Raw genomic sequence first — 8,301 nt, forward strand, 5'->3', positions numbered from 1 at the left:
CCGGCGCGATCCCTTCCCTCTAATGATCATGGAATGTCCCCCGCTCACCCCGCGTTGACCTGGTGTTTTCTCCCTGGACGGGCCGCCCGTCCGGTTCATGGGGAGCACGCCCGGCGACCGGGACGCCCCACCCGCCTCCGGCCGTCACTCGGCCCGCAGCGCCACCACCGGGTCGAGCCGGCCGGCTCGCTGGGCGGGCACCACGCCGAAGACGATGCCCACCGCGGCCGATACGCCGAACGCGAGCGCCAGCGACCACCAGGTGATCGCCGCGGGGATCGGCGAGACCGCGTCGACCAGCAGCGCGGTGCCGACGCCGAGCGCCATCCCGGTCAGCCCGCCGATCGAGGTGAGCAGCACCGCCTCCAGCAGGAACTGCACCCCGATGTCCCGGGGCCGGGCGCCGACCGCCTTGCGCAGGCCGATCTCCCGGGTCCGCTCGCGTACCGAGACCAGCATGATGTTGGAGACGCCGACCCCGCCGACCAGCAGCGAGATGCCGGCGATGGCGGCCAGCACGCCGGTCAGCACGCCGAGGATGTCACCGAGTACGCCGAGGATCTGCTGCTGGGTGACCGCGCTGAACTCGGTGTCCGGGTGCCGCCGGGACAGCTCGGCGACGATCCGGTCGCCCAGCTCGCCGATCCGTTCCCGGTCCGGGGCCTTGACCGCGATGCCGTCGATCCGCTGGGTGCCCCAGAGCCGCTGCGCCGCGGTCACCGGGATGTGCACCTCGTCGTCCCGGTCCACCCCCAGGCTCTGGCCGAGCGGGGTGAAGACCCCGATCACCCGGAACCGGACCCCGGCCAGGGCGACCTGCTGACCGAGCGGATCCCGGTCGGGAAAGAGTGCCCGCGCGACGGACGAGCCGAGCACTGCGACCCGGCGGCTGGTGTCCACATCGGCCCCGGTCAGGTAGCGGCCGCGGGCGAGCGAGCGGGTGAACACCGCCGGGGTGGTCTCCAGCACCCCCTGCACAGTGGTGAAGTCGGAGCGGTTGCCGGCCCGCGCGGTCGCCCCCGAGGCCACCGTGACCGCCACCCGCCCGGGGTCGCCGACCACCCGGGAGACCGCGTCCACGTCCTTGAGGTCGAGCGGCGAGACCACCGGGGCGTTACCCACGTCGATCCGGCCGGGGACGACCAGGAGCAGGTTCGAGCCGAGCCCCTCCACCTGCTGCTCGACCTTCTGCTTGGTGCCGGTGCCGATGGCCACCAGGATCACCACGGAGGCGACCCCGATGATCACCCCGAGCATGGTCAGCGCACTGCGCATCCGGTTGGCCCGCAGCGCGTCCAGCGCCACGCGCCAGGCCTCCGCGACCCTCACCCGGCACCTCCGGGCCCGGCCGCCGCGTCGGCTCCCGGCCCGGCGCCGTCGGAAAGGCGTCCGGTGGCTCCGGTGGCGCCACCGGAGCCACCGGACGGGTGCCCCGGGCCGCTTCCGGACGCGTACCGGGGCTCCGCGCTGGGAGCGTCGTCCAGTGTCGCAGGTCCCCCGCCGAGGCCGGACAGCGGTCGATCATGAATGGTGTCCGACCTGATCAGACCGTCGCGGACCGCGATCCTGCGGCGGGCCCGGGCGGCCACCTCCTGGTCGTGGGTCACCATCACCAGGGCCACCCGCGACTCGGCGTTCAACCGTTCGAGCAATTCCAGCACCGCCTCGCCGGTGGCGGTGTCCAGGTTGCCGGTGGGCTCGTCGGCGAGCAGTACCGCCGGGTCGGTGACCAGGGCACGGGCGATCGCCACCCGCTGCTGCTCCCCGCCGGACAGCTGATTGGGCCGGTGGTCCAGCCGGTGGCCGAGCCCGACCCGGCCGAGCATCGCCGCCGCGCTCTCCCGCCGCTGCCGCGCGCCGATCCCCCGGTAGACCAGCGGCAGCGCCACGTTGTCCACTGCGGAGGTGCGCGGTAGCAGGTGGAACGCCTGGAAGACGAAGCCGATGGTCTGGTTGCGCAACATGGCCAGCTCCGGCGCGGCGAGGGAGGCCACGTCCCGCCCGCCGATCACCAGCCGGCCGCCCGTCGGCCGGTCCAGCCCGCCGAGCAGATGCATCAGGGTGGACTTGCCGGAGCCGGAGGGTCCGATCACCGCCACGTACTCGCCGGGGTCGATGGTGAGCGACACGCCGCGCAGCGCCGGCACGGACACCCCGTCCAGCTGGTACGTCCGGAACACCTCGTGCGCCTCGATCGCCGGCACCCCGGCGGGGAGCCTCACTTCAGTTCCTGGCCGTCGTGGACCTGGTCGGCGCCACGTACCACGATCCGGTCGCCGGCCTGCACGCCGTTGACGATCTGCACCAGGTCCTGCCCCTGCACGCCGACGGTGACGGGCACCCGGTCGGCCTTGCCATCCCGCAGCACCCAGATCGCGTCCCGGCCGTCTGCGGAGAAGACCGCCGAGGCCGGTACGGCCACCGCGTCGGCGGCCTCGCGGACCCGGAGGTGGACCACCGCGTTCATGCCGGGGCGGGGCGTCGGCGCGGCCTCCCCCTCACCGAGCCGCCCGGCGCCGAGGCTGAGCCGGACCCGGTAGGTGACCCCGCCGCGGGCGGAGGTGGTGGGCAGCACGTCCACCGAGCGGACCGTCGCGTCGTAGCTCGCGCCGGTCACCGCGTCCAGCTCCACCGAGGCGGTCAGGCCGGCACGGACCAGCAGCACGTCGGTCTCGTCGACCTCGGCGAGCAGGCCGAGCCGGCCGGTGTCCACCACGGTCAGCACGGGCGTGCCGGCGGTCACCCGGCCACCCGCCGGGACCGCGTCGTCCACCCCCGGCGGCGGACCGCCCTGGCCGGTCGCCCCGAGCGCCGACGGGTCGAGCCCGGGCACACCGCCCCCGGCCGCACCGAGCAGGCCGCCCAGGTCGGTCGCGGCGGCGGCGCGGGTGCCGCCCGGCTGCACCACCCCGGGGATCGGGGCCCGCAGGGTCAACGCGTCGACGGTCGCCTTCGCCAGGTCGTACGCCTGCTGGGCCTGGAGCCGCTGCGCGGCCGACAGCGCGCCGACGGCGCTGTTCAGGCCGGCCACACCGCGCTGCACGGCGGCGACCGCCCGGTCGGCGGCACGGGCCGCCGACTCGTACTGCCGCTGCGCCGAGTCGACCTGGAGCAGCAGCGCGGACCGCAGCTGCGGGTCGCCGATCTTCCCGGCGGCCTGCCGCGCGGCGTCGAACGCCTCCTTGGCCGCCCGGTCGGTGCCGCGCCGGCTGCCGCCGAGGTCACCCACGCCGACGCCGCGACCGGCCCGCTTCGCGGCGCGGAGCGCCTCCCGGGCCTGCTTCAGCCGGTCCTGTGCCGACGGGGAGCTGATTACCGCGAGCACCTGTCCCTTGACGACCCGCTGCCCAGGCTGGACCCGGAGGCTGGTCAGGGTGCCGTCGGCCGGGGCGGTGAGGGTGGCGGCGGCGCGGGCGGTCACCGTGGCCGGCGCGTCGATCATCTCGGCCACCGGGGAGCGGCCGACCTGGGCGACGGTGACGCCGGGCTGATCGTCGCCGCAGGCAGCGGCGGTGGTGCCGGTCAGGGCGACGACGGCGAGGAGGGCGGTGAGCAGGCGGGGGCGGGTGGCCGCGGGCAACCGCGGCGGGTGGATGCGGGCCACCGCTCCAATCTAGCCGCCCTGCGATGTTGCAGGCTTCAACGATCAGGGGACGCAATGCGATCGGCTCGTCGCACCCGAAAGCAGGAGCCGGGCGACCCCTGCCCTACGGCGGGGTCGCCCAATCCCTATGTCACGACTTCGCCTGCCGATCAGCCTCAGCAGCCGCTGTCCTTCCGATATTCCAGGTACTGGTCGTCGCTGTTGTCGATGACTCTCAGGTGAAGATCACCGCCCAGGTTTCGCCGGGTTCGGACCTCCATGCTCGTCCGGGTCTCCCGGAAGCGCAGCATGAGCCTCCCCTCGATCGCGGCACCCTGCTCGAATTCCCACCCGCCGCTGCCCGATCTCTCTGAGTCATCGAAAGGGACATCGGTGGCCTCGAAGGTGTGGTCCAAGTGAATAGTGATATTGCTGCCGGTCGAGGCCCGCCAAGTACCGCACAGGGAGTTCGAGCTTACGGGAGGGAAGAGGAAGTGGCCCACTCCAGCCCAGCAACAGCACAGGACCATAAGACAGCACACGGCCGCAACGTAGGGCCACTTCCTCGACACCCGGGTCAACCTCTCTCTGATAGGGAGCGCATCCCGATCAACAGCCACCGTCCCCCGAGATTGCGTTCCTGCAGATCGGGCCGGGGTGCGGCAGGGATCCGCGCTGGATCCGAACGTTCAAGGTAACGGTCTGCGACTGCGTGGGGAACCTGCCCTCGTACTTGCGCTGAATCGGTTCTCCAACGACGTCGTCGTAGAAAGGCAGATAACCGAGCCCGGGGATTCGGGTACCTGACTTCACCGTCGTCTTGTTTTTCAGCACCAACTTCACCCCGACGGTGCCGTCATCACGGGAATCATCAGTAACGGTCCACTTCACTGAGTACGATCCCATGAACGTCACCTCCAGATTATCGGCGGGCTCCCGGTTGAGGTACGCCCAGACGTTCTTCGGGTCGTGCTTCGCCGCATACCAGAACTCGTCCCATGCGCCGAGGCTCTTCCGCATATCGCCCTCGCGGGCGCCGAGCACAATTTCGTTGGCGATCTGGAATTCGGCCTTGCGCAGGTACGGATCCTTCCGCATCTGCTCAGCGAAGTAGTCGCCGTCCTGGAACTTGTAGCTGCCGCCCACACCGCCTAGGAACAGGTCGGCCAGTTGGTTCGCGTTGGTGTGGTCGACACTCCGCAACTTGTGCTTGTGGGTCTGCCGACGCGAGGCGGTCGACGAGCGGTGGTGCTGCCGCCCCCAGTCCTTGTTCCGCTTGGTTCCGCAGCCTCGGGGGCAACCGCCCGCACCACGCCCATCGCCCTTCTTCAGAGGCCGGGGATCGTAGCCGTAGCAGTCGAAGTGCAGGCAGTCCTCCGGGATCAGACCTGTCGGGTCGCTGGTGGTCACGGGGGTGTTGTTGGCGTAGGAGTAGGCAGCCCACTGCTGCGGATCGCTTGAATCGATGACCGGGTCAACGGAGATGAAGCGGCCGACGCCCGGGTCGTAGGCGCGGGCGCCGACGACGGTCAGCCCGGTCGGGCTGGTGGGCTTGTTCAGGAAGCCGCGGTTGTCTGGCACGGTGATGGTGGCTCCTCGCGGGCCGCCATAGGGCGTGTACTGCCGCCAGGTGGGGTTCTGGGCGGTGCTGTCGAGGTAGAGCGACGGCGTGCCCTGCTGGTCCCCGATGGCGAAGGTGTACGCCGTGCCGCTGCCGGAGCGGATGCAGGTGCCGCCGCCAGGCAGGTCGTAGTAGCGATCACCGTCGATGATGGTGGTGGTGGTGTTGAGGGTGAGCTGCTGTCCCGGCAGGTAGAGGGTGGCCTTGCCGGGTTCCTTCTGCAGGAACAGGTTGCCGTCGGCGTCGTAGATAAAGGTGTTGGTGCCGCTGGTGCCGCCGGTGACGTCGGTGAGTTTGCCGGCGTCGTCCCAGGCCAGGGTTTGGTTGCCCTGGGCGGCGTTGCGTCCGGTGGTGTTGCCGGCGTTGTCGTAGCTGTATGAGGTGGTGCCGGTGGCGGCGCCGGTCTTGGTGGTGGAGGTCAGGGTGTGGGGCTTGTTCTGACCGTTGCCGTCATAGGTGTAGGTGGTGCTGGTGTTCGCGGCCGTGCCGAGGCCGTGTTCGACCTGCTGGGTGCGGTTGCCGATGACGTCGATGCTCCAGCTGGTCCAGTAGGCGCTACCCGAGCCGATGGTGTTGCCGACCATGCCCTTGTTGGTGTCGGTCGGGGTGGCGGCGCAGTTGTCCGTGGCGGTCCACGCCTCGGTCAACCGGGCCAGGCCGTCGTAGCCGTAGCACTGCGTCTCGACCGGAGTAGTCGCCCCGTACCGCTTGCTGATCTTGCGGGTGATGTTGCCGGCGAGATCGTACTGGTACTCCTGCTCGTCCACCGTCGACGGGGTCGTCTTGTTGCGGGTGACGAGCTGGTTGGTCAGCCGGCCGGTATGGGTGTCGTAGGTGTTGGTGACGTAGGCCGCGCTGGTCGTGCTGCCCAGCGTCTGCTGATTCACCCGACCCCACGCGTCATAGGTCACCCCGCTGGTGTAGCTGGTCGAGCCACCGAGGGTGGTGGGCAGGTCCAGCACCCCGGAGTAGCCGTGCACCACCGTCTCCGACGGCAGACTCCCCTTGGCCGGATATGTGTCGGTCAACGGCAGACCCAGCACCGAGGTGTAGGTGTGCCCGAAGACGTATTGGCCGCCCAGGGACCCCTCCGTGTCGGGAATCGTCACCGTCAGGCCCAGGCTATTGCCGAAGACGTCAAAGCCCTTGTGCTGGCTGGTGTACGCCTGACCACCCCGGTACGCGATCGTCGTGGTCAGCTCACCGATGGCGTTGGTGACCCCGGCGACACCGTTGCTGTTGTCGTACACCCACGCGGCCCGCTGGTTCGCCGCCGACTGGTTCGCCACCGTCGAGGCGAACTCAGCGATCTTCCGGTCCAGAGCGTCGTACGTGTAGGACAGGGTCTTGCCCCGGCCGTCGGTGGTCTGCACCAGGTTCCCGTTGGCGTCGTAGGCCATTGTGCTGTTGCCGGCGTCCGGGTCCGCCTTCGCGACGACCTGGCCGAGCAAGTTGTAGGTCGAGGTCCACACGTTGCTCTTGGCGTCAGTCAACGTTGACTGGTAGCCGTGTCCGTCGTATCCGTACCTACTCACAGTCGCGGTACCACCAGTGACCGTGAACGTGCCGGTGAACGTGTCCGCCGGCGTGGTCACCGTCGGCCAGCTGCTGTACTCGTGCAACTCGATGTTCTGTTCCAGGACATCGACGACCGTGGTCTTCACGACGCCGCCCGTCGGTGGGACGACCGTGGTGCGGTCGCCGCCATAGGCAGTCGTCGTCTTGGACACGGTGACCCCATTCTTGGCCGCCTCGACGATCACGGCCCGGCCGAGGCCGTCGTAGGTGGTGAACGTCTGGTTCGGCACCTGCTTACCAAGGTCCGCCGCCGACACCGGGGTGCTCACCGTCGGCGTCGTCGTGTCGTCCCACCAGCCGTTGTACGACGCCCGCGTCCAACCCCGGGTGTCATAGAACGTGTCAGTGATCATCCGGCCGCCCTGCGGCGTGATCGTCTGTGTCTGCCGGGTGCGCAGCAGCGCGTCGTATAGCGTGACGGAGGTCTGGTAGCCGTTGGAGTTGTTCAACTTCTCCGTGGTGACCGCGCTGACCCCGGTCTTGGACACCGTGTAGGTGAACTTCTGGTTCGCCGGGCTGCTGGTGGCCCGGTTGTTCAACCACACAGCCGTGCTTCGGCCCAGCGCATCGTACTGCTCCCGCTTGACCACCAGGTTGGCATCGGTGGTGCTGAGCGGCATCCCCCGCTTCGGGCTGAGAGCGACCGAGACCGCCTGAGACAGCGCATTCGTGGTGGTCGTTCCAGTAACGAGGTTCACGCTGTTCATGGCGTAGGACATCTTCGTTAGACCACCCCGCCCATCATAGGAGTCGGTGACCCGCCCGAAGGAGTCGTACACGGACCTCTTGTCGGTCTGCCAGACATACGCGCCGGAGGTGTAGTCCTTGCCGGTCTGCTCCATCGTGACATCGCCCTTGCTGGGGGCGGTCGCCTGGGGGAAGGTGGTGGCGAAGGTGGTGTCGTCGTAGAAGTTCCGCTCGACCTTGACCACCTGGGCGGGCCGGTTGACCGTGGCCGGGGCAGTGAGGGTGTTGACGCTGCCCGGCTCGGAGGCCGGAGTGCCCTGGGTGAAGCCGCCGCAGGCGACCGACACAGTTTCGGTTTGGCTCACCAGGCCCACCAGGTTCTTCCCGGTGTTGGCCGGCGCGTACGTGTAGGTGGTGCATTCGTCGTACGCCGGATCGGCAGGCACGGTGTAGTTGTAGGTGTTCTTCAGCGCGCCGAAGGTGGCGCTGGTGGTGTTGGCGTCGTAGCTGTTCTCGGTCGCCGTGTACCGCCAGGTCGTCGTCCCGCTGCTGGTGACGGCCTGCCGGGTGTAGGTCTTGATCGGAGCAACCCACTGCGAGGTCAGCGCCGGCAGCCCGCTGCGGCTGCGGGTGGCGGTGGCGGCGGAGATCCAGTAGGAGGTGATGGTCGAGGAGTCGACGCGGCCGCCCTCACCCAGGTATTCGGTGGTCTCCAGTTCCATGCCGGCCAACTCGTTGACGTCCTCGTGCACGCCGCCGGCGGAGTCGGTCAGGTTCACCACGGTCGTCGAGTTGTTCTTCGACATGCCGCGGTAGTAGGCCGTCTCGGACT

Annotated in this window: 5 protein-coding genes; all 5 read right to left on the reverse strand. The window is 69.5% G+C overall.

From position 1 onward, the window contains the following. Nucleotides 1-144: 144 nt before the first annotated feature. Nucleotides 145-1,329, reverse strand: a complete 1,185-nt coding sequence (locus tag ONA70_RS32415; protein WP_265010299.1) for an ABC transporter permease — start codon at nucleotides 1,327-1,329, stop codon at nucleotides 145-147. Next, nucleotides 1,326-2,222 (reverse strand): ABC transporter ATP-binding protein, encoded by an 897-nt coding sequence (locus ONA70_RS32420; protein WP_319959415.1) that lies wholly within the window; start codon nucleotides 2,220-2,222, stop codon nucleotides 1,326-1,328. The genes ONA70_RS32415 and ONA70_RS32420 overlap by 4 nt, the downstream gene beginning before the upstream one ends. Next, nucleotides 2,219-3,613, reverse strand: a complete 1,395-nt coding sequence (locus ONA70_RS32425) for an efflux RND transporter periplasmic adaptor subunit (RefSeq protein WP_265010303.1) — start codon at nucleotides 3,611-3,613, stop codon at nucleotides 2,219-2,221. The genes ONA70_RS32420 and ONA70_RS32425 overlap by 4 nt, the downstream gene beginning before the upstream one ends. Nucleotides 3,614-3,759: 146 nt before the next feature. Continuing rightward, complete coding sequence (locus ONA70_RS32430; protein WP_265010300.1) at nucleotides 3,760-3,999, reverse strand: hypothetical protein; 240 nt, start codon at nucleotides 3,997-3,999, stop codon at nucleotides 3,760-3,762. A gap of 193 nt (nucleotides 4,000-4,192) precedes the next feature. Then, nucleotides 4,193-8,275 carry an RHS repeat domain-containing protein gene (locus ONA70_RS32435; protein ID WP_265010301.1) on the reverse strand — a complete coding sequence of 1,361 codons (4,083 nt, stop codon included), beginning with the start codon at nucleotides 8,273-8,275 and terminating at the stop codon, nucleotides 4,193-4,195. Nucleotides 8,276-8,301 lie beyond the last annotated feature (26 nt).

It is taken from the genome of Micromonospora yasonensis, assembly GCF_026013475.1.
In the GTDB taxonomy this organism is placed as follows: domain Bacteria; phylum Actinomycetota; class Actinomycetes; order Mycobacteriales; family Micromonosporaceae; genus Micromonospora; species Micromonospora yasonensis.